This is a genomic window from Vibrio sp. B1FLJ16, assembly GCF_905175385.1.
Taxonomy (GTDB): domain Bacteria; phylum Pseudomonadota; class Gammaproteobacteria; order Enterobacterales; family Vibrionaceae; genus Vibrio.
Genome location: NZ_HG992749.1, coordinates 1,425,738 through 1,446,850, shown reverse-complemented (window position 1 = coordinate 1,446,850; position 21,113 = coordinate 1,425,738). Strand labels below are relative to the sequence as shown.

20 protein-coding genes and 1 riboswitch are annotated in these 21,113 nt (G+C 43.9%); of the genes, 6 read left to right on the top strand and 14 right to left on the bottom strand.

Going from position 1 to position 21,113, the window contains the following annotated elements; all coding sequences use genetic code 11:
- Positions 1-8: 8 nt before the first annotated feature.
- The 5 genes from KHN79_RS06575 to KHN79_RS06555 form a co-directional block, all read right to left on the bottom strand.
- Positions 9-1,082, bottom strand: coding sequence for an ABC transporter permease (locus KHN79_RS06575; protein ID WP_211907267.1), 1,074 nt, complete (start codon positions 1,080-1,082; stop codon positions 9-11).
- Positions 1,082-2,686, bottom strand: coding sequence for an ABC transporter substrate-binding protein (locus KHN79_RS06570; protein WP_182007910.1), 1,605 nt, complete (start codon positions 2,684-2,686; stop codon positions 1,082-1,084). The genes KHN79_RS06575 and KHN79_RS06570 overlap by 1 nt, the downstream gene beginning before the upstream one ends.
- 394 nt (positions 2,687-3,080) lie before the next feature.
- Positions 3,081-4,049 carry a membrane dipeptidase gene (locus KHN79_RS06565; protein WP_244812632.1) on the bottom strand — a complete coding sequence of 323 codons (969 nt, stop codon included), beginning with the start codon at positions 4,047-4,049 and terminating at the stop codon, positions 3,081-3,083.
- Positions 4,050-4,456: 407 nt separating this feature from the next.
- A complete protein-coding gene (locus KHN79_RS06560) occupies positions 4,457-5,191 on the bottom strand; it encodes a chromosome partitioning protein ParA (protein WP_182008290.1) in 735 nt (244 codons plus the stop codon).
- Positions 5,192-5,219: 28 nt separating this feature from the next.
- Positions 5,220-5,378 carry a hypothetical protein gene (locus KHN79_RS06555; RefSeq protein WP_182007912.1) on the bottom strand — a complete coding sequence of 53 codons (159 nt, stop codon included), beginning with the start codon at positions 5,376-5,378 and terminating at the stop codon, positions 5,220-5,222.
- 525 nt (positions 5,379-5,903) lie between these two features.
- A riboswitch (glycine riboswitch) is annotated at positions 5,904-6,004 on the top strand.
- A gap of 120 nt (positions 6,005-6,124) precedes the next feature.
- On the opposite strand from KHN79_RS06555, the gene KHN79_RS06550 reads away from it, so the two are divergent.
- Positions 6,125-7,498 carry a sodium:alanine symporter family protein gene (locus tag KHN79_RS06550; RefSeq protein ID WP_182007913.1) on the top strand — a complete coding sequence of 458 codons (1,374 nt, stop codon included), beginning with the start codon at positions 6,125-6,127 and terminating at the stop codon, positions 7,496-7,498.
- Between the two features lie 163 nt (positions 7,499-7,661).
- Positions 7,662-8,660, top strand: coding sequence for an LLM class flavin-dependent oxidoreductase (locus tag KHN79_RS06545; RefSeq protein WP_182007914.1), 999 nt, complete (start codon positions 7,662-7,664; stop codon positions 8,658-8,660).
- A gap of 74 nt (positions 8,661-8,734) precedes the next feature.
- Here the strand turns inward: KHN79_RS06545 and KHN79_RS06540 are convergent, their stop codons facing one another.
- Positions 8,735-9,370: a LysE family translocator gene (locus KHN79_RS06540; protein ID WP_182007915.1), complete on the bottom strand. Its 636-nt coding sequence runs from the start codon at positions 9,368-9,370 to the stop codon at positions 8,735-8,737.
- A gap of 232 nt (positions 9,371-9,602) precedes the next feature.
- Between KHN79_RS06540 and KHN79_RS06535 the strand changes: the two genes are divergently transcribed.
- On the top strand, positions 9,603-11,084 hold the full coding sequence (locus tag KHN79_RS06535) for a carboxypeptidase M32 (RefSeq protein ID WP_182007916.1): 1,482 nt from the start codon (positions 9,603-9,605) through the stop codon (positions 11,082-11,084).
- A gap of 144 nt (positions 11,085-11,228) precedes the next feature.
- Here the strand turns inward: KHN79_RS06535 and KHN79_RS06530 are convergent, their stop codons facing one another.
- Positions 11,229-12,179, bottom strand: a complete 951-nt coding sequence (locus KHN79_RS06530) for an LpxL/LpxP family Kdo(2)-lipid IV(A) lauroyl/palmitoleoyl acyltransferase (protein ID WP_211907266.1) — start codon at positions 12,177-12,179, stop codon at positions 11,229-11,231.
- A gap of 364 nt (positions 12,180-12,543) precedes the next feature.
- A complete protein-coding gene (locus KHN79_RS06525; protein ID WP_182007918.1) occupies positions 12,544-12,903 on the bottom strand; it encodes a hypothetical protein in 360 nt (119 codons plus the stop codon).
- Between the two features lie 364 nt (positions 12,904-13,267).
- Between KHN79_RS06525 and metA the strand changes: the two genes are divergently transcribed.
- Positions 13,268-14,209: a homoserine O-succinyltransferase gene (metA, locus tag KHN79_RS06520; RefSeq protein WP_182007919.1), complete on the top strand. Its 942-nt coding sequence runs from the start codon at positions 13,268-13,270 to the stop codon at positions 14,207-14,209.
- 208 nt (positions 14,210-14,417) lie between these two features.
- Positions 14,418-15,152 (top strand): type IV pilus biogenesis/stability protein PilW, encoded by a 735-nt coding sequence (gene pilW, locus KHN79_RS06515; RefSeq protein WP_182007920.1) that lies wholly within the window; start codon positions 14,418-14,420, stop codon positions 15,150-15,152.
- Between the two features lie 24 nt (positions 15,153-15,176).
- Here pilW and KHN79_RS06510 read toward each other — a convergent pair whose 3' ends face one another.
- The 4 genes from KHN79_RS06510 to KHN79_RS06495 all read right to left on the bottom strand — a co-directional run bounded on the left by KHN79_RS06510 (position 15,177) and on the right by KHN79_RS06495 (position 16,989).
- Positions 15,177-15,497 (bottom strand): hypothetical protein, encoded by a 321-nt coding sequence (locus KHN79_RS06510; protein WP_182007921.1) that lies wholly within the window; start codon positions 15,495-15,497, stop codon positions 15,177-15,179.
- 122 nt (positions 15,498-15,619) lie between these two features.
- A complete protein-coding gene (locus KHN79_RS06505; protein WP_182007922.1) occupies positions 15,620-16,054 on the bottom strand; it encodes an Mpo1-like protein in 435 nt (144 codons plus the stop codon).
- 77 nt (positions 16,055-16,131) lie between these two features.
- Complete coding sequence (locus tag KHN79_RS06500) at positions 16,132-16,488, bottom strand: MmcQ/YjbR family DNA-binding protein (protein WP_182007923.1); 357 nt, start codon at positions 16,486-16,488, stop codon at positions 16,132-16,134.
- 18 nt (positions 16,489-16,506) lie between these two features.
- The gene (locus KHN79_RS06495; RefSeq protein WP_182007924.1) at positions 16,507-16,989 is read right to left on the bottom strand and encodes a MarR family transcriptional regulator; all 483 of its coding nucleotides are present in this window, start codon (positions 16,987-16,989) and stop codon (positions 16,507-16,509) included.
- A gap of 118 nt (positions 16,990-17,107) precedes the next feature.
- Between KHN79_RS06495 and KHN79_RS06490 the strand changes: the two genes are divergently transcribed.
- Positions 17,108-17,977 carry an EamA family transporter gene (locus KHN79_RS06490; protein ID WP_182007925.1) on the top strand — a complete coding sequence of 290 codons (870 nt, stop codon included), beginning with the start codon at positions 17,108-17,110 and terminating at the stop codon, positions 17,975-17,977.
- A 350-nt stretch (positions 17,978-18,327) separates the two neighbouring features.
- Here the strand turns inward: KHN79_RS06490 and gabT are convergent, their stop codons facing one another.
- Complete coding sequence (gabT, locus tag KHN79_RS06485) at positions 18,328-19,599, bottom strand: 4-aminobutyrate--2-oxoglutarate transaminase (protein ID WP_182007926.1); 1,272 nt, start codon at positions 19,597-19,599, stop codon at positions 18,328-18,330.
- Positions 19,600-19,613: 14 nt separating this feature from the next.
- Positions 19,614-21,041, bottom strand: a complete 1,428-nt coding sequence (locus KHN79_RS06480; protein ID WP_182007927.1) for an NAD-dependent succinate-semialdehyde dehydrogenase — start codon at positions 21,039-21,041, stop codon at positions 19,614-19,616.
- Positions 21,042-21,113 lie beyond the last annotated feature (72 nt).

The window sequence follows — 21,113 nt, the reverse complement described above, 5'->3', positions numbered from 1 at the left end:
CTATACGTCTATCTCGCTCTAGGATCGAGCACTTTGTACAGCAGATCCGAGGTTAAATTCAGCAGAATAAATACCAAGCCAACAACAATGGTTCCGCCAAGTACTGCGTTCATATCTGCTGCGAGCAGACTGTCAGTGATATAACGACCTAACCCCGGCCAGGAAAACACGATTTCGGTCAGAACGGAACCTTCTAACAAGGTCGCATAGGTCAGTGCAATAACGGTTATTAGTGGAACCCAAGCATTCCCCAAAGCATGTTTCCAGATGATCGAACGTTCAGATACGCCTTTTACTCTTGCAGTAATAATGTATTCCTGCTTGAGTTGTTCGAGCATAAATGAGCGCGTCATGCGGCTTAGGTACGCGATGCTGTAATAAGAGAGTAATGATGCAGGCAGGATAATATGTGAGAACGCATCTTTAAATGCATCCCAGTCTCCCGCTAATAGCGTATCTACCAACACCATGTTGGTGACTTTAGGCAGAGTATATTCATACATAACGCTGAGCCTACCTTCTGGAGCAGAAACCCAATCTAGGTGCTGATAAAAGATCACAATGCCTATCATGGCTAACCAGAAAATTGGTGCGCTATGTCCAATTAGGCCAAATATTCGTGCCAAATTATCTTGCCATTTGTTTTGATTCACCGCAGCGAGAACACCAATAGGAACCCCAAACAAAATGCCGAACAGAGTTGCTAATGTGGCTAGCTCCAAAGTAGCTGGAAAGTAGTTAAAAATATCGTCAGTCACTAAATTCGCAGTACGCACTGAAGTACCCAAATCCCCGTGAATAACGCCATCAAGATAGTAGATAAATTGCACTGGGATTGGCTTATCTAATCCCATTTCCTGATAGGTTTTCTGGTAGAGTTCTTCAGGTGCCTTGTCACCGATTACCGCAATAACAGGGTCAGTAGGCATCATTCGGCCAATGACAAAAGTTAGGATCAACAGACCTAAAATTGTCATCGCCAACATGCCCAAAAAGTGGACAAACGGCTTGAGCTTCTTCGCAAGCGATGTGGAAGAAAAAAAGACGGCGGAACCACCGTCTTTCACTACAGGCATATCCATTATTTCTTCACAACATTTTTATAGGAGTTGCTATCGAACGATGGACCAAGGACATAACCTTCAACATCGTCTCGAATGCCAGCCACTTCCTGCTCCTGCATTATGAATGCAAAAGGTGCGTGCTGTTGATGCTCCTTCTGAATCTCAATATACATGCTGGCACGCTTAGCGGCATCTGACTCAAGTACTGCGGCGAGTGTATCTTTAGTCATTTCCTCTGGCGCATATGCGTTACGCCAAGCAACAGGCTTAGATTTTGCGTCGTCACTGTTATCTAAGTTTTTCGCAAAGGTATCTGCGTTGGTATGTGGGTCTTGATAATCCGGTCCCCATGCACCGAAGAACAGCTGATGTTTACGTGCACGATATACCGTTAACACCTGCTTGCCATCCATTGGAATGAGCTTGATGTTGATACCCGCTTTAGCAAACGTTGTCTGAATAGATTTTGCGGTATCAATACGAACTGGTGCATTTCGTACAATAAGTTCCATTTCAAAACCATCCGGATAGCCAGCTTCTGCCAATAGCTTTTTCGCTTTTTCCACATCAAGGGAGAACGGCTGATCTTCCAAAGCACCTAAGAAGCCTTTAGGAAGAAACGCTTGTTGAATTTGGCCTCGTCCTGACCAAACTGTGTCTTCAAGGCCTTTATAGTCAATCAGATATTTTAGCGCTTCCTGAACTTTCGGTTTCGCTAGAATTGGATCTTTCAGGTTCATCGATAAGTAGTAAAGCGCACCCTTACCTTTTTTCAGCAGCTTGATATGCTCGTCATCACTAACACTCTTTAACTGTTCTGTTTCCAGGTTACGGGCAATATCAATATCTCCTTTTTCCAACAATAGTTGCTGAACCGAAGATTCACCGATGTGTCGGATAAACACATTTTTGACCTTAGGTGCGCCATCCCAGTAATCTTTGTTGGCACTTAGCACAACAATTTCAGACGGCTTCCACTGCTCGATTTTAAATGGACCAGAACCTGCGTAATTTGTACGCAACCACGCAAATCCCATATCGCCATCTACTTCGTGTTTCATCACCTCATCTTTATCGACAATAGAAGCAATCGTTGACGACAAACAGTACAGAACGAAAGTTGGAGCGTAAGATTTATCCGTCTCAAGAACTAACGTGTCAGAATCAACCGCTTTGATTTTGTCTTTAACGTTGTCAGCAGTAAAACCGAACTGAGTTAGGATAAATGCAGGAGTTTTATTCAGAATAATGGCACGTTGTAGTGAAAATGCCGCATCTTCAGCATTCATCTCATCACCGGACGCAAACTTAATGCCTTTACGCATTTTGAAGGTGAAGGTTTTACCGTCATCGCTGACTGTCCAGCTTTCCGCCGCGACACCAAAAATCTTAGAGACATCATCTGGATCATAACCAATCAGGCGGTCATAACTATTACCCACAATTTCAGCACCTGAAAACTCAAAAACCTCTGCGGTGTCCAAGGTGATAATGTCATCAAATTGCCAACCAACAACCAATGAGTCTTTTGGAGTCGCTGCTAATGCAGCTCCCGATGACACCGCCAATGCAAGGCTTGTCAATCCCGCTAACCTACGCACTTTATTTACAAATAACTTCATTTTCCCTCCGGAAATATTCTATCCATGTATATTTCGGCGACTATATACCCAAGTGACTTCAAGATGCGGGACTCAGAGCGTTGTCACTGACTCAAGTTCGAGGAAAACAACGCAGCGGAATAGCAAGCTCTTTCCAAGTTGTTTAACGACGAAATTGTGTCAGTGACACGCTCCCAAAGGGCGAGTTGTCTTGGCTTGCATACTTCGTTAACGATTTTTGATTTAGAACCACTAGATCATCAAATCGTTGTCTCGTCTGTAAGCCAAGACATTCTCGCTGAACCGAACATCTTGAGGTTACTTGGGTATAGTACCGAGAGAGTTACTGCTACTTCTAAATAACTGCGTATTTATAAATCCTAATTCAATACACAGTTGTTATAGCCAATTGACTTCAATCCCATATACTTTTTGCCAACATCCGCATATTGCCACCAAAAATTGCCTCTATATCAGACTGTTTATAGCCACGTACTGCTAGTAAATCTGCAATTTCAAGAAAACGTTCCGGTGGTGCGTATAACAAATTCAAATAACCGTCGCTCGCGTTACCGTAGCCATGCTCCTTCGGCCACCAGTGCCCAAGGTCTAGCCCTTCTGGCCCTGTATCTAGGTGGGAGTCGTAGACATAATCTAAACCTAAGCCAACATGTTTGGGGCCTAATAACTGAACCAAATAATCTATGGCTTCAACCATACTTTGCGCACTGGCTTGATTACAGTTTAAAAACCTTGCGACACCGTTAATACAGACCACTCCACCAGTGGCTGCACACGCCTGAAGCTGGTCGTCTTTATAGTTACGCCCATGATCTTTAAGTGCTCTTGGATTGCCATGGCTGATAATGACGGGTTTAGTGGAGCACTCAAAAATATCCATACTCGTGCGATAGCCGGTATGAGAGACGTCCATAAATAACTTGTTGGCATTAATTGCTTCGACGATTGCCCTGCCTTTCGCACTTAAACCAGGATCGTCATCATGGCACCCTCCAGCCAAAGAGTTGCTGCGGTTATATGCCAAATGTATCTGTCTCACGCCAAGCTGAGCAAACAGGCCGACCATAGCGGGGCTTTCACATAAAGGAACGCCCCCTTCTAAATCAAAGGATATCGCCAACTTCCCTTCACGCTGAGCACGTTCTACATCGGAAAAATCATTTACCTGAATCAGAAAATCGAGCTCGCTAATACGTTCCCTAAAGCCCGCTATTATTTGAATAATGTCTTCTAACGGATTGAAATCCATACCGATGTTGATCGAAATATAATACGCGCCACAGTCAATATGTCGCTTCAATGATGCCAAATCGTACTCAGGAAAAAGAGGTACGCATGTATGGGCATCCCAAACGGGGATCACAGCCAAAATGTACTCCTTTGCATCTCTTATGCGTGTCCATGCAATTATTAAAATCAAAGGGTTATATTTCTTGTTCCTATCCTTAAAGCAAATCAGGTGCCAAATCTTAAACCCTGTAAAAATAAGGGCTCCGAGAATTTAGCCGCACTAATACAATGCATTACAGATGCACGACGCACCAAAATTAAACAAAGAAATTGAGCGAGAGAAGTTTTTGATTAACCTGAAGATACAGACCCGATAACGTAGAAACTGCCTTTGATTCGATTTAGAAACATAGTGGGAAATAACGAAACGGCAAAACAGTTATAAATAGACCCTAATATTTTCATTAACTATTAAAAAAGATCAAAAAAGGAGCACTCTTGCTGGTGCTCCTTTTTGTTGGATTGAATTGACGACTCGGGTTACATACCCATCCCTTCACTCATCTCTTTAATCTGCTTTAAGTCCATTTTATAAACTTCAATAAGTTGGTCTACCTGACTGAGCCGCGACGTTGCATCATCATGCTTACTACAGACATCAGATTTTACGTCCCAAGAGGTGCCTTCTAAGTACAGATCGCACTCTTTCTTTAGCTTGGTGATTTTAGGAACCAGCTGCTCACGCTCTTTCTCTAAAGACTCTAACTCTTGTGAGATTTTCAGTTCCTTTTGGAAGACTTCACGAGAACGTTCCAACACGGTCGCTTGCATATCACTTTGTCGAGTCAGTTTCTCATTCTCTGATTTCGCTGTGTTGATTTTTTCGCTTTGCTGCTTAACTTGCGATTCCAAAGACAAATTTACTTTTTCTACTTCTGTCAGTTGTTCTTGTAGCTTCTTCAGCGCTTGTTGGTGCTCTGTTTCTTTTGCTGCAAGAAGGGTCGCCACTTTATCCTGCACCTCTTTTTCTAACCCTTCTTCACGAAGTTTTACCTGAGATACAATCTGCGTTTTGTCTTGAGAGAGAGCCTGATACTTCTCTTCCAGAACCTGATAAGTCGATTCCCATTTGTTCGCGGTTAAGGCTGAGCCAATTAAGCCTCCAAACGCCAAGCCCAATGCTGCTGCTATTGCGATATAAATCTGAGTACGCTTGTCGCGCTGTTCAATGACAACCACGTTTTCATGTTCTTCAATATTGTTCTGAGAACTCACTCTATCTTGCTCCATGGATTCTTCTTTACTATCGAATCAGTTCCGCGACCATAATTGACGCGGTATAAATCAGGAATGCGCCGACCAGAATAATCACGGTCGCCTTTTGGACTTTTTCATTGGTTCGGTAACGAAACAGCACGAATGCTAACGCAACCAAAACCGCAATGGCTAACAATCTAATCATACAGCCTCCTTGTCCTGTTGTGAGTTCCTACTTAAAACATAGGCAATTTCACAAAAGGTCATTGTAACCTATTTCACTAATCGTCTAAGTCAACATAACGTAGATTTTAAATTAAGTGAGTCAGTTTTAACCAATTTTGTGTTCTTAATTGAATTACTTACGTTTAAACACAGTGTATACATCTTTTAAAACCACATTCTATCTACGAAATATTGTCTCTAGAGTTTTTGCTAGTTATACGGTAAATAACAGAAAATATACGCTATTCACAATTATGGGCACTCTTTGCTAATAATCTCTTGAAAATAAATCTGCTTTGGGTGTTGAAATGATCAATAAACATGGTAAAGTCCCCTCGTTAATGGTGGCCAGCATCATTAACTAGCCTTTACTCAAAAAGTTGAGTAATTGTTCCGATGAAGACTGCAGGAGAGTAGTTATTAATCAAATATTAACATTTGATTAGCATAACTCGCCGAAGAATTAACTATTTCAGGTGCTACTTAGGTAGCGGGGACTGTAGTTGGAGGAACCTCTGGAGAGAACCGTTAAATCGGTCGCCGAAGGAGCAAGTCCTGTGCAATGCACAGGGTGAAACTCTCAGGCAAAAGGACAGAGGAGTGGAAAGTTTTAACCTAACTATTTTCTTTCGGCGTTCCCGTCTTTTGATAGCTTAGTTCTATTAGAGATCTTGTATCTCGCCCTTTCCCTCTTCTCCTTATTAGTTGTTTTATTAAGGGGAAATCATGAACGACCTACAATCTTTACTACAAACCATCGATAATTTTGTCTGGGGTCCACCACTTTTGCTTTTGCTCGTGGGTACCGGTGTTTACTTCACTTTTAGCCTCGGCTTAATCCAGTTTAAGCATCTTCCGACAGCGTTAATGATGGTGTTCCGTAAAGATAAGTCATCTGATAAACAAGGTGACGTTTCTAGTTTTGCTGCATTGTGTACAGCGCTTTCTGCAACCATTGGTACAGGTAATATCGTTGGTGTTGCGACCGCTATCAAACTTGGTGGCCCAGGTGCCCTTTTCTGGATGTGGCTTGCAGCCCTGTTCGGAATGGCGACAAAATACGCGGAGTGCCTTCTTGCTGTAAAATACCGTCAAGTTGACGCCAAAGGCCAGATGATTGGTGGCCCAATGTACTATCTGCAGTATGGTGTCGGCTCTAAAGCTCTGGCAATCATGTTTGCAGTATTCGCATTAGGTGTGGCTTGCTTCGGTATTGGTACTTTTCCGCAAGTAAACGCGATTCTGGATGCGACTGAGATTTCTCTCGGTATGGATCGTGAGTTGTCTGCATTTATCCTGACTCTGTTAGTTGCTTTTGTTACTTTGGGTGGCATCAAATCTATCGCTAAGGTCGCGGGTAAAGTTGTACCAACAATGGCCGTGTTCTATGTGCTAGCGTGCCTAAGCGTCATTATCATGAACGCAGACCAACTTCTGAATGCCGTTGAACTCGTGCTTGTATCCGCCTTTACTTCGACTGCGGCAACTGGTGGTTTTCTGGGTGCGAGCATCATGTTAGCAATCCAGTCCGGTATCGCCCGAGGTGTATTCTCAAACGAGTCTGGTTTAGGTAGTGCTCCAATGGCGGCTGCAGCTGCGAAAACAGATTCTTGCGTGAAACAAGGTCTGATTTCAATGACGGGTACGTTCTTCGATACCATCATTATCTGTACGATGACAGGCCTTGCTCTAATCCTGACTGGCGCATGGCAAAGTGATTTTTCAGGCGCAGCAATGACAACTCACGCGTTTGCGGTTGGTTTGAATGCCGATACATTTGGTCCGATGCTGGTATCTATCGGTCTGATGTTCTTCGCGTTTACCACTATCCTTGGCTGGAACTACTATGGTGAACGTTGTGTCGTGTTCTTGTTCGGCACTAAAGCAGTACTGCCATACAAATTGATTTTTGTCGCTTTGGTCGCCTCTGGCGCATTCCTGCACCTAGATATGATTTGGATTATTGCGGACATTGTGAACGGACTGATGGCTATTCCTAACCTGATTGGTTTGATTGCTCTGCGTCACGTGGTAATAGAAGAGACCAAGCATTACTTTGCTAACGCAATTGCTAATGTTGCACCGGCAAGTGCCAGTTAAGTAAGGGTTATAAGATTCAATTTAAAGGGAGCGAATGCTCCCTTTTGTTTTTTAACATTACCTGTCATTTTTATCTCTAATCACTTCCTTAAAGGCATAGGGGTTTATTTCGTACTACAGCGTCTCCACATAGACAGTAGGAAAAATGAAACTCTGAGGTCACATGCAATTTCCACGAATCTCCGTCTTAGATCTAGCACCAGTAGCAGAAGGCTCGAACTATACGGAAACCTATCAAAAATCGGTCTCCCTCGCCCAACACGCAGAGAAACTAGGCTACCACCGATTTTGGTTAGCCGAGCATCACAATATGCCAGATATCGCCAGCGCTGCGACATCTGTTCTGATTAGTCACATTGGTGCTCACACAAAATCCATTCGTTTAGGATCGGGTGGTGTCATGCTTCCCAATCATGCACCTTTAGTTATTGCTGAGCAATTTGGTACATTAGATGCGCTATATCCGGGGCGTATCGATCTCGGATTAGGACGAGCGCCCGGTACCGATTACCCTACCATGCATGCTCTCCGCCGAGACCCGGAAAGAATGGATCCAGATTTCTCTGAGCTACTTGAGGAGTTACAGTTCTTCATGGGTTCAGTCTCGAACGGACAACCGGTTCAAGCTTGTCCCGGTTCAGATTCAGCCGTTCCGATTTGGTTACTGGGCTCAAGTACCTACAGTGCACATTTGGCTGCAGTGAAAGGTCTTCCTTTTGCTTTTGCTGCTCACTTCGCACCTGACGCGATGATGCGCGCATTAGATATTTATCGTACAAACTTCCAACCCTCTGAGCAGCTTGATGAGCCTTATGTGATGATTGGTGTTAATGTTGTTGTCGCTGATACGGTTGAAGAAGCGAATTATTTGGCAACGACTGAACATCAGAAATTTTTGCAGTTGATACGCGGCGCGCGAGGAAAAATCCCAGCTCCGGTTGCAGATATGGATAAGCTTTGGCAACCCCATGAAAAACATCAAGTAACTCATCAGTTAAGAGAATCGATTCATGGCGATAAAGCGTTAGCATTAGAAAAGATTAAGTCACTAGTAGAGCGCACTCAGGCAGATGAAATTATTGCTCACTCGATTATCTTTGATCATCAGAAAAAACTACGTTCTTATGAGCTGCTGGCAGAGCTGAAAAACGAGCATAAATAGCCACGATTAAGTGACAAAAAAGAGCGACTATCGAGTCGCTCTTTTGCTGTATTGAAAAAGCTATTCAAGACAGACTATTTGTCTTCCAGCATGAGTTTCACGCCAAGCCCCACCAGCACAACACCGGTCGTACCTTCCATCCAGTTCATGAAACGCGCGCTCTTCAACAAGTTTTTCGCAGAAGTTAACGCTCCAGCCAGACCGCATTGCCAAACCATAGCAATTACAAAATGGATGGCTGCCATAAAGGTCGATTGTAAAAACGCAGAGCCTTCCGGATTGATGAACTGTGGCAAGAAAGCGAGATAGAAAACCGCCGTTTTCGGGTTTAAGACGTTAGATAAGAACCCTTCTCTTAATGAACGAGAAAAACTGAACTCATGACGAGCAATCGTACCAGCTGTTGACTGTGACTCAGCGGAGTTATTCCACAAACCTTTCAACGTCGTTAGCCCTAAGTAGATAAGGTAAGCCGCACCGACCATCTTAACCAAATGGAACAGCTCTGCTGATTGAGCAAGGATTGCGGAAATACCGATCGCTGAAAAAGTGGCGTGAACAAATAGCCCAAGGCAAATACCAAGACTAGTGACCGCGCCATCCGTGAACCCACCGCGCGACGAATTGCGAATGACCAACGCAGTATCCAATCCCGGAGTGAGCGTTAGTATGATAATAGCGATTAAAAATGCTTCAACATTGTGTATCAAGCTTACATCCACCAAGCTAAAAGAGAAAACTGATCCTTTATTGTCATATTTATGCGGTTATTTCAATTAATTTTCGTTACTCACCGAAAAACTTCCCTCCAACGACATCTAAAAACTCCGCTTTAGACTGAATTTTTTGCGCTAACTAATCTAACTTTCTATGCGAATAGCTTGGTTAGGTCGCAGAGGGTTGGTAAACTTTTGTTTTCTCAATAGTCATGGAAGGCGACACATGAGCGCATTCGAAAAACTCAAAGCACATTCATTAAAACTCTCACATTTTCAACATCTCGCGGCGATTTGTGGCTGGGACCAAGCAGCGGTAATGCCTAATGGCGGTAGCCAAGCTCGCTCAGAAGCGATGGCAGAACTGTACGTTCACATGCATAACATGCAAACTCAACCGCAACTTGCTGACTGGTTTGCTGAGGCTGAACAAGAAGCTCTAAACACTCAAGATAGTGCCACCCTGCGTGAACTAAAACGAAACTGGCAGCAAGCGAATGTCCTGCCAGAAGATCTGGTTCAAGAAAAATCGCTTGCTGGGTCGAAGTGTGAACACGCATGGCGTACTCAGCGCGGTCAAAACGATTGGCAGGGCTTTGAAAAGAACTGGGCCGAAGTAGTAAAACTGTCTCAAGAAGAAGCCCAAATCCGAGCTGAAGTCACAGGACTTTCAGCTTATGACGCTATGCTTGATATCTATGAACCGGGCACAACGACTGCATCATTAGATGTGTTATTCAGTGACGTAAAATCTTGGTTGCCAGAAATGATTGACCAGGCAATTGAAAAACAGTCTTCTGAAGCGCTCATTGAACCACAAGGCACCTTCTCAAGCGATACTCAAAAGTCGCTTGGATTGGATGTAATGAAACTGCTTCAGTTCGATTTCGAACACGGCCGCCTTGACGAAAGTGTTCACCCATTTTGTGGTGGCGTTCCCACAGATGTTCGAATCACTACCCGCTACGATGAAAGTGAGTTTGTGCAATCACTGATGGGTATTGTGCACGAAACAGGTCATGCGCGTTATGAACAGGGTTTGCCGAAATCTCTGGCGGGACTGCCGTCGGGCCAGGCACGATCTATGGGCATTCACGAATCTCAGTCGCTGTTCTTTGAAATGCAGATTGGACGCAGTAACGCCTTTATTGAGCATTTAGCGCGCCTTGCCGGAAAGCACTTCACAGGACACGACTCTAAGTTGTTCTCGCAAGAAAATTTCCAAAAACTCTATACGCGTGTGAAAAAAGACTTCATCCGTGTTGACGCAGATGAGCTTACCTACCCTGCCCACGTTATCTTGCGCTACGAAATTGAGCGTGACCTGATGAATGGTGTGATCAAACATACCGACGTACCAGAGCTTTGGAACGAAAAGATGCAAAACTATTTAGGCTTGTCGACCAAAGATAACTTTAAAAATGGCTGTATGCAGGATATCCACTGGACAGATGGCGCATTTGGTTACTTCCCTAGCTACACGTTAGGCGCTATGTATGCCGCTCAGTTTATGTCTGCAATGAAGAAAACAGTAGACGTTGACGCCGCTATTCAAAGCGGTGATCTTACGCCTATTTTTAACTGGCTATCAGACAACATATGGAGCAAAGGTAGTTTGCTAACAACAGATGAATTGGTGAAGCAAGCAACTGGGGAGACACTCAATGCGCAGTACTTCCAAGACCATTTAAGAAGTCGTTACTTGTAATAACTAATATCAAAATAATAAAGAGCAGCGTTAAGCTGCTCTTTTTACATGAACTTCAACAGTTCTCATCGAAAGTGTTTGTCACTTTCCATATTGTGAGTCCGCCTAAACACCGTCGGAATCACATGTCAAAACGAAACGTTTCTATACCATAACCGGACGTAACGGTGACTTGTACAAACACTCTTCACCTTCAGGTCTTGTCTTAAAGCGGCGATGTAACCACATATATTGGCTAGGGCTCGCCATAATGGACTCTTCAATAATTCTATTGGTAAAAATCGCTGCACGGTTAGGTTCTCCTTTCGGGAACCCTTCTACTGGCTTCCTTATAGTTAGCGTGTAGTGCCCATCTTCCCCTCTCACCATGGTAAATGGGACTATTGCACAATCCGTTTCATCCACCAGCAAGCTTGTTCCGGTTGTGGTGCACGCATTTTTAACCGCAAAGAAAGGAGCGAAGGTGGAGCGTCTGGTTCCGTAATCATGATCGGGTGCATACCAGACTCTCTCCCCTGAATTTAGAGCATCGAGCATTCTTCTTACATCTTTTCGGCCGATCAACGTACGATTAGAACGAGAGCGTCCCTTATACTGAAAGTAATCAAAACACGGATTGTTGTTAGGTCGGTAAACCCCCATTCCGGATTTTTTGATACCAAAAGCACGCGCACCCAGCTCTAAGTTCATGGAATGAACGGCTAGCATCAACACACCCTTACCATCTTTTTCTAACGCTTCGACGTGCTCCATCCCTTTTATCGTCACATGTTTATTGACTCTTCTGTCTGACCAGAACCAAGCCATCGCTGTCTCAAACAGTGCAATTCCTGAGTTATCTATATTGGATTTTGCAATCGCTTCTCGCTCGCTTGCATCCATAGATGGAAAACAGAGCTCAAGGTTGCGTCTTATCGTAACCTGACGCTTTTTCATTAAACGCATCGCCAAACGACCGATATTACGCCCTAAGAACAGTTGAACCCTGAAAGGAAGAAGGCTTAGTAAGTACATCACCCCAATTAAAAGTAAAGTTCCCCAATACCTTGGTAATAGGAATTGAGCCTGAAATTTAAGCTCTTTTTGTTTTTTCATAACAGTATTGTCAGATGTGCCCATCTATAAGTAATTAAAAATCAATGATAATTGCATACACCTTTATCATTGATTGCGCTTTTGGCAAAAGTTAAAGCGCTGGTATTTCAAAAATCTCCGACACACTACACAGCACGCACAGCGGAATGGGGTCAGCCAAAATTTGTGTAGGCGATAAAGATGATGCGCACGTTAGCACTGTTTAGAGTAAATTATCTAATTACTTTTATGAACTTGACGTAAGATAACTCCACTAATCGCACAATTAAGAGCTTTAGCAAAGATTTCGTCTGGAATGGGTGGGTTATTGTACTGGATTGACAGTAAAACACCGTGACAAACCATTGTCACGGCGTCTTGAAGTTTAGTGAAGAGTCTTGCTACAGCTCTTTTGATATTGCTGTGAAATGGCAAAGTAGATGTGCATGTCGATAGGCTCTGGGGTGTTAAGTAGCATCTTACCCACTTCGCGCTGGAAATGGCTGTAGTTGCCCAGTTCATCCGTCAAACCTAGCTGTTGATAACTTGATTCATTCACAAACATTCCATAAGCATAGTGATGGTGGTGAATATCTTTCTCTTTATCGTAACCAAGTTGTTGCAGTGCGATGTCAACTTCCTCTGGGGCATAAGTGCTTTTATCGCCAAACATACTCAGCAGTATGCTGGGTACTTGGTGAGCGATGCTCTGAATATCCGTTTTTCGCTTAAAAATACCGAACATAGTGTCCTCCATTGACAACTAATCTCCAGCTACAAATACTCCATGTAACAAGGAGACGGAAAATTTTCTTGTGTATCGCATAACTGCCTACTTATCCACCTATCTATATTAGCGTGATCGCATATTTTCCATCAAATGATGTCTCTGTCGTTTCAATCATCTCTCATCAAAAATAAAGCTTAAATCACATTTATATGGTCATATTGCCCATTCGCTGATAACTCGCTAAACACGTTATGTTGTTCACTCTAATGCTTAAGGATTAAACTTGTTGAAAGTCACATTCCGTATCGACATCTAATTCAAATTGAGTTAGCTTTAGATGTATAGACGTCTAGAAGACTAAAACTAGGGAGAGATAGTCGTGCCAATCCGAATTCCAGATCAATTACCTGCATCTGACATACTCAGAACAGAAAACATCTTCGTGATGAGTGAAACCAGAGCGGCAAGTCAGGAAATACGTCCGTTACGAGTACTGATCCTGAATCTAATGCCGAAGAAGATAGAAACCGAAACTCAGTTTCTGCGTTTACTCTCTAACAGCCCTCTTCAAGTCAATGTAGAACTACTAAGAATTGATGATCGCCCGAGCAAGAATACGCCAACCGAGCACCTCGATAACTTCTACCGTCAGTTTGAAATGGTCAAAGGCAGAAACTTTGATGGTTTGATCATCACGGGTGCACCATTAGGTCTAGTGCAATTTGAAGATGTGCTGTATTGGGATCACCTAAAGACCATCATGGAGTGGGCTAAAGACCATGTGACCTCTACCCTGTATGTATGTTGGGCTGCTCAGGCTGGTTTGAAATTACTTTACGATTTACCTAAGAAAACGCGTAAAGAAAAGCTCTCTGGTGTTTATCATCATGAGATCCATAACCAGTATCATCCAATATTACGCGGCTTTGACGACACGTTTCTGGCACCTCATTCACGTTATGCTGACTTTTCACCTCACTACCTGGAAGAACATACGGATCTGGATATCTTAGCGACCTCTGATGTCGCCGGTGTATACCTGGCAACAACCAAAGACAAGCGTAACGTCTTTGTTACTGGCCATCCTGAGTATGATTCTCACACTTTGCATAACGAATACATTCGCGATTTAGGTGAAGGAATGGAGCCTGCTATCCCGGTTAACTACTATCCGAACAATAACCCGGATAATACCCCAATCGCGAGCTGGCGGAGTCACGGGCATCTGCTATTTGCCAACTGGCTAAACTACTGTGTTTACCAACAAACACCGTACGATCTCGATCATTTCAGTGAAGACGCCTTTACTAAAGACGATTAAATATAAAGTTAACTTAATTGAACTGCTAATAATCAAAGACTTATAGTCTTCCTTATATTTGATTTTGGCTGACTATGTGAACTAAGCCGCCATCCGGCGGCTTTTTCCTGCCAGATTGCAAACCTGATCGCATAGTAATTTTTCATCAATAGGCTTTTGTCACGTATTTCATATCATGCGGTGAGACTCAGGTATGTAGGGATGAGAAATGAAAACGGTTAAGCTCGGTACACTTCTATTGATGGTTCAGTTTTCACTGGCAGGCTGTGTGACGGTGAAAAAAGATGGTGGCCCAGTCGTTAAAGCTGATCCTATCGCAATGGCAGAATCTCGTATTGCACTTGGTCTTGGTTACCTCGAAGGCGGAAGTAACATCCGTGCACACGACAATCTGCAACAAGCGCTTAGCCACGCACCAAGTTATTACCGCGCGCAGCTTTCCATGGCACATTACTACGAAAAGGTCGGCGAAGACTCAAAAGCGGAGGAGATGTACAAACGCTCATTACGCCAACACACCAAAAACGGCAACGTACTGAATAACTACGGCACCTTTTTATGTAAGCGCGGCCAGTTTGAAAAAGCGGACCAGATGTTCACTAAAGCGATAGAACAACCCTATTACTACCTGATCCCTGCAAGTTACGAAAACGCAGCATTTTGTGCGTTAAAGTCAAACGATAAAGACAAAGCGAAGCATTACTTCACACGCGCTATTGACCATGACCCTCACAGACCAAAATCGATCCTTCAACTCGCTAAGCTTGAAATTGATTCCGGTAATTATACTGAAGCAAGAATTCGTCTGATGCGATTTAACCAAACTTATGGCATTAAAAAACCGTCACTACAACTTATGGTTGAATTAGAGCGTGCCGCCGGAAACGACGCTCTGGAACAGAAATATCAAAATCAGTTGGATAAACTGTATTCGGATGCCTGATGTAACCCCATAGTTCCAGGTAAGCTATCGGCTTTGGTCAGAGCGGTTTCGCTGTCTCTTGAGTTGCTTGTCTTTTCGCCTTAACGCCCTGAAAAACTTTGACTCTTCGTGGTACCAACCGATCACACTAATAGGAATACCCACCAGCATCATAATGAACAGATCAGCAGGCAACTGCTCTGTAATGCTTCGAAGGGAATCAAGTTCATCAAAAACAAACAGGCCAATAACTTTTCCAAGCAGCAAAGCACTACAAATCATCAAGAATGATTTGAAAATGTAATGCCATTTACCTTTTTTACGCTCCTCTCTCCAATAAACGTATTTGTGTTCGCGGTTGTACATGTGATACCTCCCGCCCTCAATTCGTTACAAAGAGTATGACAACTTAGTTTAAAGAATCTGAGTTACTTTAATCATAGTGCTAAGAGTCAAAGGTTGCAGATCGAACTCGGTGTCCCAGAAGCTTACTGCTTTCTGAATACCCAAATCGGACCAATAAGGAGAAATTGTAAATCTTCATAAAATGAGGGTTTCGTACCTTCGATCTTGTGACCAATGAATTGCAGCATCCAGAGCACACCAAAGAGAACTAATGAGATATAAAGGACTGGCAACTGCAAAACTTCCATCGCCCAAATCAGACCAATACACGCTAACGTGTAGCCCAACATCATCATGAAAACGCTTAAAGAGAGCCGGAAATAAAATATCCACACAGGAATAACTGCCAACCACACCCAGTTAATATGGATGTCGCCAATAGTCAGAGAAGGGATCGACCAGATAAGCCCAACCACTGAAAGGTAAATGCCTGGTACGGCAATGGTGTGAATTTTACGATTAATTGGGTTTTGATGACTTTCACCATAGGCTTTAAGCCAATCAGATAGTGCGCGCATGACACTCCCCCCCTTTTTTAACTTACTATTTGTTATATAGTCCTAAGTTAATAAAGGTGCGAGTTTTTCATAGAACACTATTGAAAACCAAGTGACGCCCGTTGCGCTTTGCTCATCTTAGCAATGACAAGCTCGTACGATCGTTCACACAAGTCCTGGATCAGCCCATCCTCTACGTCACCATTAAAATACACGGTAACCCAATGTTTCTTGTTGAGATGATAGCCGGGTATGATATCCGTAAACTGAGAAGTCAGTACCTCACCGTCTTCAGGTTCCACCTTCACACTGACATACTCACGCCCGTCACGCTGCGCAAGGATCGCAAACATTTTGCCCTTGATTTTAAAAACCAAGGCGTCCGGGCCAAACGGAAAGTCACTCTCAGCGCACATAAACATATTTAGGTATTGCTCTAGTTCTTTGCTTGTCACAGACGTACCCTCTGTTTGCTACTCAAATTGCGGTAATAAAGTCTTTAGCGCCTTATTAACCTGTACCTTTTCTTCATCAGATAAGCCTCGGATGAAACCGTGCTGAACTTCAACATGCTCCAGAATCAGATTATCAATGAGCTGCAAACCATCAGAAGTCAACTCAACAGTAACACTGCGTCTATCTTCTTTACTGTGTTCTCTGGAGATTAAGCCTTTCTTCTCCAGTTTATCCAAACGATTGGTCATCGCACCTGAAGTCAGCATCATTGAATCAATTAATGCTGACGGTGTTAAACGATACGGAGCCCCTGACCGGCGTAAGGTAGCCAGCACATCAAACTCACCCATTTTAAGGTCATACTGCTTATGAAGCTCAGCGACGCGTGTTTCCATGTATTTAGCAATTCTCATCAGCCGCCCCATAATTGCCATCGGCTGAGTGTCAAGCTCAGGCTTTTCCTTAAACCACTGTTCAACTACTCTGTCTATTGCGTCCATATGTCATTTTCTCCAAAGCAACCTTAACTGCAGAATTACTTTAACATAAAGATACTTTACAAAAAGTAACCTTAGGCGTATCTTTACAATTAATTATCTTAACGTAAAGATATTTAATATGAACATTTTGCTCGCGATGATCCCTGCATTTTTCTGGGGTACAACTTATGCCGTAACCCAGTTTACGGTTCCGGACTGGCCTCCTATTCTCCTGGGTGCAATACGAGCACTCCCGGCAGGCCTTCTATTGCTCGCACTAAAACCAACATTACCGCAAAAGCACGAGTGGAAACCTCTGTTTGTTTTAGGCACGATAAACATCGCAATGTTCTTTTGCCTCGTCTTTGTCATGGCGCTAACGCTCCCAGCCGCCATTGCTGGCGTTGGTATGATTTCAATACCCGTATTCGCAATGCTATATCACTGGGCAGTTTACAAGCGAAAGCCAGGTACAATGCAGGTATTTAGAGGTGTTGCTTTGATCGCCCTCGCTTGGCTCTTGTTTAACCCACAGACAATTACACTAAATCCAGTTGGTTTGCTTGCGATGTTTGCTGCAATTATGTGTATTGTTATTGGTAGCAGTGTGACTAAATTAATGGGAGCACGAATGCATTGGTGGACGGTGCTTACCTGGCAACTCATTATTGGTGGGGTAATTTTGACCGTTGTTTCTGGTGTGATGGCAACCCTAAATCCGGAGCCCTATCTCAGTACACTCAAAAACATTTCCCTGAACAATACGTTAGGACTACTTTGGGTAATCTTATTTAATACCGCCTTAAGTTACACCATGTATGTATGGCTTCTGCAGAGAATGTCTGTGGTCGACTTTACGTTTGGCAACATTATTAACCCAATTGCGGGTATCTTGTCTGGCCTATTGTTGCTCGGCGAAAGCTTCACACTACTTCAATATGGGTTAATGTTGAGTATGATCCTGGTTTCACTACTGCCACAACTTATGATGAAGTTCTTCAATAAATAAAATATCTATACCCAAGTAACCTCAAGATGCTCGGTTCAGCGAGAATGCCTTGGCTTACAGACGAGGCAACGATTTGATGATCTAGTGGTTCTAAATCAAAAATCGTTAACAAAGTATGTAAGCCAAGGCAACTCGCCCTTCGGGAGCGTGTCACTGACACAATTTCGTCGTTAAACAACTTGGAAAGAGCTCGCTATTCCACGGCGTCGTTTTCCTTGAACTTGAATCAGTGACAACGCTCTGAATCCTGCATTTTGAAGTCACTTGGGTATATAAGTAACACTAAAAAGGGGAAGTGACCAACCGGTCACTTCCCCTTTTAAATTCTAGTACTTTGTTACGTTTAAATATTACGCCAATTCAAGAATGATTTTTTCAAGCTTGTCCAAACCTTCGCTCAGCACTTCAGGCTCAATAGTCAGAGGCGGAAGCAGACGTACAACGTTCGCTTTTACACCACATGAAAGCAAGATAAGACCGTTTTCTTGCGCTTTAGAAATAACCGCTTTTGTCATGTCTTGTAGTGGTTGACCTGATTGAGGATCAGTAAACTCAATCGCCATCATTGCACCTGTAGTACGTATTTCACCGATAGCAGGCACTGATTTTTGCAGCGTCGTCATACGTGCATTAACGACTTCGCCAATACCCATCGCTTTCGCACACAAATCTTCTTCTTCGATGATTTTAAGTACTTCAAGTCCTGCAACACAGCCAAGTGGAGAGCCAGCGTAAGTACCGCCTAAACCACCTGGTAGTGCAGAATCCATCACATGTGCTTTACCAACAACTGCTGAGATTGGGAAACCACCAGCAATGCCTTTTGCCATTGTCATTAGATCTGGTTCGATACCCAGGTACTCTGTCGCAAACATTTTACCCGTACGAGCAAAGCCAGTCTGGATCTCATCTGCAATCAACATGATACCGTGCTTATCACACAGCTGACGCAAACCTTGTGCAAATGCTTCAGGCGCCTTGTAGAAACCACCCTCACCTTGTACCGGTTCGAAGATAATCGCTGCAACACGTGACGGTTCGATATCACAGGCAAACAGATCGTCAATCGCTTGTAAGCTTTGCTCAACGCTGATGCCGTGGAACGCATTTGGGTAAGGTGCATGGTAAATTTCGTTCGGGAACGGACCAAAGCCTGCTTTGTATGGCGCAACTTTACCCGTTAGGCCCATTGTCATGTTGGTACGGCCGTGGAAACCGCCTTTAAATGCAATCACGCCGCTGCGACCTGTATGAGCGCGCGCCACTTTTACTGCGTTTTCTACCGCTTCTGCACCTGTCGTCAGGAAGATTGCTTTCTTCTTAGTTTCACCGGGTGCAAGTTCTGTCAGCTTTTCAGCCAGTTCAACAAATGATGCATAAGGTGTAACCATCGCACAGGTGTGAGAGAAATTATCCAACTGAGCTTTTACTGCTTCGGTGATGCGTTTGTTAGAGTGACCAGTGTTGGTTACCGCAATGCCAGCTGCGAAGTCGATGTATTTGTTACCTTCGATATCCCATACGTGCGCATTTTCTGCTTTCTCAACGTAAAGTGGGTACAGAGCGCCCATGCCTTGAGCAATTACTTGGCTTCTTCTTTCTTGTAGTTGTTTGTTTGTCATTGTTTTATCCTTAATTAGTTGCCACCAAAGCAGAGGTATTTCACGTCCATGTACTCATCAATACCTTGTTTCGCACCTTCACGTCCGATACCGGACTGTTTAACACCGCCAAAAGGAGCCACTTCAGTAGAGATTAAGCCTTCGTTGATACCCACCATGCCGTATTCCAGCGCTTCTGCAATCTTCCATACGCGGTGAATGTTTTGGCTGTAGAAGTAAGATGCAAGGCCGTAGATAGTATCGTTGGCCATTTCGATAAGCTGTTCGTCATTATCAAAGCGGATAACTGGCGCAACAGGGCCGAAGATCTCCTCAGAGACAATCTTCATGTCGTGAGTGACGTCTTTTAGCACCACAGGCTGCATGAAAAGGCCATCCAGTTCTTTTAGCTCAGACACTGGCTTAGCACCTTGCTCGATAGCGCCGTCAATAAGCGCTTGAATGCCTTGCTTTGCAGATTCGCTGATCACAGGGCCAATATTCACGCCCTCTTCTAAGCCATTACCAACTTTAAGCTGTTGAACAGCCACATCAAACTTGGCAACAAACTCGTCATACACTTTGCTGTGTACATAAAAGCGGTTAGCACAGACACATGTTTGGCCTGCGTTACGGAATTTAGAAGCGATAGCGCCTGTCACCGCCGCATCGATATCAGCGTCGTCAAATACAATAAACGGTGCGTTGCCACCCAGTTCCATCGACGTACGTTTGATGTCACCCGCACTTTGCTGCATCAGCACACTACCCACTTGAGTAGAACCAGTGAAAGACAACTTACGAATCAGTGGATGTGAAGTAAAAATGCCACCTACCTGACGTGAGCTTTCACCAAGCACCACTTGCAGCACATCGCGAGGGATTCCTGCCTGGTAAGCGAGCTCCGCCACTGCAAAGGCAGAAAACGGCGTTGCTTCAGATGGTTTCACAATAAAACTACAGCCAGCAGCTAATGCAGGACCCGCTTTACGTGTGATCATCGCGATTGGGAAATTCCATGGCGTGATTGCACATGCAACGCCAATTGGTTGCTTGATGGTGACAATACGTTTGTCTGCGCTCGGCGCAGGAATGGTATCACCGTAAGTGCGTTTAGCTTCTTCGGCAAACCATTCAATAAAGCTGGCACCGTAAAGTACTTCACCCTGAGCCTCTGCTAATGGTTTACCTTGCTCTAAAGTCATCAGACGACCAAGGTCTTCTTTATTTTCTAATAGAAGTTGGTACCAACGGTTAAGCAAGCCAGAACGTGTTTTTGCTGGTAGCGCTGCCCACTCTTTTTGCGCAACACTTGCGCGCTCAATACCGTCAAGAATATCGTTTTCTGTCGTTACTGGCGCATAACCAAGAACCTCGCCAGTGGCTGGGTTCGTTACTGCAGTACCCTGCGCTTCACTCGCTGCCATGAACGAAAGAAGGCTTTTGTTTTTTATCTGTTCCATGGTTATTCCTTTTAACCGCTTTGCAGCGCCACATTTCTCTACAATACGAAGAAAGAGGAATTGGTGGCGATG

What these genes read in the sequence shown, in the direction of transcription:
- KHN79_RS06550 (WP_182007913.1), top strand. Translation starts at nt 6,125, where the DNA reads ATGAACGACCTACAATCTTTACTACAAACCATCGATAATTTTGTCTGG.
- KHN79_RS06495 (WP_182007924.1), bottom strand. Translation starts at nt 16,989, where the DNA reads ATGGACGCAATAGACAGAGTAGTTGAACAGTGGTTTAAGGAAAAGCCT.
- KHN79_RS06570 (WP_182007910.1), bottom strand. Translation starts at nt 2,686, where the DNA reads ATGAAGTTATTTGTAAATAAAGTGCGTAGGTTAGCGGGATTGACAAGC.
- KHN79_RS06575 (WP_211907267.1), bottom strand. Translation starts at nt 1,082, where the DNA reads ATGGATATGCCTGTAGTGAAAGACGGTGGTTCCGCCGTCTTTTTTTCT.
- pilW (WP_182007920.1), top strand. Translation starts at nt 14,418, where the DNA reads ATGAAAACGGTTAAGCTCGGTACACTTCTATTGATGGTTCAGTTTTCA.
- KHN79_RS06555 (WP_182007912.1), bottom strand. Translation starts at nt 5,378, where the DNA reads ATGATTAGATTGTTAGCCATTGCGGTTTTGGTTGCGTTAGCATTCGTG.
- KHN79_RS06545 (WP_182007914.1), top strand. Translation starts at nt 7,662, where the DNA reads ATGCAATTTCCACGAATCTCCGTCTTAGATCTAGCACCAGTAGCAGAA.
- KHN79_RS06505 (WP_182007922.1), bottom strand. Translation starts at nt 16,054, where the DNA reads ATGCGCGCACTATCTGATTGGCTTAAAGCCTATGGTGAAAGTCATCAA.
- KHN79_RS06535 (WP_182007916.1), top strand. Translation starts at nt 9,603, where the DNA reads ATGAGCGCATTCGAAAAACTCAAAGCACATTCATTAAAACTCTCACAT.
- KHN79_RS06490 (WP_182007925.1), top strand. Translation starts at nt 17,108, where the DNA reads ATGAACATTTTGCTCGCGATGATCCCTGCATTTTTCTGGGGTACAACT.
- gabT (WP_182007926.1), bottom strand. Translation starts at nt 19,599, where the DNA reads ATGACAAACAAACAACTACAAGAAAGAAGAAGCCAAGTAATTGCTCAA.
- KHN79_RS06510 (WP_182007921.1), bottom strand. Translation starts at nt 15,497, where the DNA reads ATGTACAACCGCGAACACAAATACGTTTATTGGAGAGAGGAGCGTAAA.
- KHN79_RS06525 (WP_182007918.1), bottom strand. Translation starts at nt 12,903, where the DNA reads ATGTTCGGTATTTTTAAGCGAAAAACGGATATTCAGAGCATCGCTCAC.
- KHN79_RS06530 (WP_211907266.1), bottom strand. Translation starts at nt 12,179, where the DNA reads ATGAAAAAACAAAAAGAGCTTAAATTTCAGGCTCAATTCCTATTACCA.
- KHN79_RS06480 (WP_182007927.1), bottom strand. Translation starts at nt 21,041, where the DNA reads ATGGAACAGATAAAAAACAAAAGCCTTCTTTCGTTCATGGCAGCGAGT.